The sequence below is a fragment of the Pseudomonas sp. Q2-TVG4-2 genome (assembly GCF_013620795.1).
GTDB lineage: Bacteria > Pseudomonadota > Gammaproteobacteria > Pseudomonadales > Pseudomonadaceae > Stutzerimonas.
The window spans coordinates 1-1,458 of record NZ_LGLW01000028.1 but is presented as its reverse complement, the minus strand read 5'-3'; the positions used below and the strand labels follow the sequence as shown (position 1 = coordinate 1,458).

The 1,458-nt window shown below is 59.3% G+C and carries 2 protein-coding genes; both read right to left on the bottom strand.

Features of this window, described 5'->3' with window-relative positions; all coding sequences use genetic code 11:
* Entirely contained in the window at positions 1-1,170 is a 1,170-nt protein-coding gene (locus H3028_RS21020) for a UxaA family hydrolase (RefSeq protein WP_181299132.1), read from the bottom strand.
* A 2-nt stretch (positions 1,171-1,172) separates the two neighbouring features.
* The coding region (locus H3028_RS21015) for a UxaA family hydrolase (protein ID WP_181299131.1) at positions 1,173-1,458 on the bottom strand (286 nt) is incomplete at its 5' end.

Genomic DNA, 1,458 nt, shown 5'->3' with positions numbered 1-1,458 from the left:
TCAAGCGCTTTCAAACAGACGGGTCAGCACGAACTCACGATGCCCAAGCGCCTCGGCAGCAGTGTGGCGCCCATTGGCAGTTCGGAACAGCATCTCGATCAGCTTGTCGCCCGCTTCGTCCATGTTGAAGTCGCGGCGCAGCAGTCCCGAGACGTCCACGTCGATGTGCTCGCCCATGGTTCGGAAGGTTCGCGGATTCGCGCAGATCTTGATCACCGGCAGAATTGGATTGCCGACCACGTTGCCTTGTCCTGTGGGAAAGAAATGCGCCACGTAGCCCGAGGCGGCGCAGAGCGTGACCATTTCGGCGGCAGCAGATGAAGAGTCCATGAACCAAAGACCCGGCCCAGTGGGTGCCTCGGCCTTGTCGAGCACGCCGTCAACGCGGCAGCTCTTGCCGATCTTCTGAATGTTGCCGAGCGCTTTTTCCTCGATGGTGGTCAGACCGCCTTCGATGTTGCCCTTGGTCGGCTGCGATTCGGACAGGTCGCTGGTTTTCCAGCGGTCGATCATGGCGGCGTAGCGATCGAACATGAACTGGAACTTCTTGCGCACTTCCTCGTTGGCACACCGCTCGGCAACCAGATGCTCGCCGCCGGTCAGTTCGGAGGTTTCGCCGAAGACCAAGGTACAGCCTTGCGCGTAAAGCTTGTCGAAGGCGTTACCCACGGTCGGGTTGGCACCACAACCGGATGTGGTGTCGGACTCGCCGCATTTGGTGGAAACCCACAGTTCGCTGAGGTCGCACTCCTCACGGTTCAGCTCGCTGGCGTACTGGACGAACTCCTTGGCCTTGCGGGACGCCGAACAGATGGTGTTGTGGTCGCCGTTCTTGGCGATCCAGAACCCTTCGACCGGCTTGCCGGTAGCACGGATGCCGTCGACCACCCGGCCGGTCCAGCCCGGCTCGATGCCAATGACGATCACTGCGGCAACATTGGGGTTGCAACCGGTGCCTATCAGCGTGCGGAAGTGCAGGTCCAGGTCTTCACCGAACTGCAGACGACCATAAGGATGTGGCAATGCCAACGCACCCTTGATGTTGTTGGCCACCGCTTCAGCGGCTGCGTTGGAAATATCGTCCACTGGCAGCACGATGACATGATTGCGAATACCTACACGCCCATTGTCACGACGATATCCCAAAAATTTGCGGCCCTTGATTTCCATGCTTACCACCTCTTGGTCTTGACGTTATGGACGTGCAGGTGCTCGCCCTTGCGGATCGGCTTGACGACGCGGCCGATGTCCACGCCGTACTTGATCACCGTGTCGCCTTCGCTCAGGTCGCGAATCGCCAGCTTGTGGCCAATCGGGATATCCCCCAAAACTTCGAATTCCAGGGTCTTATCCTGATCCATGACCCAGCCGGTCAGCTTCTGCCCCGCCTGAATCCCCTCCACCACCACCACACCGACCGCGTCGTCAGCATCGTGAACCACAAAATCAATATCCATC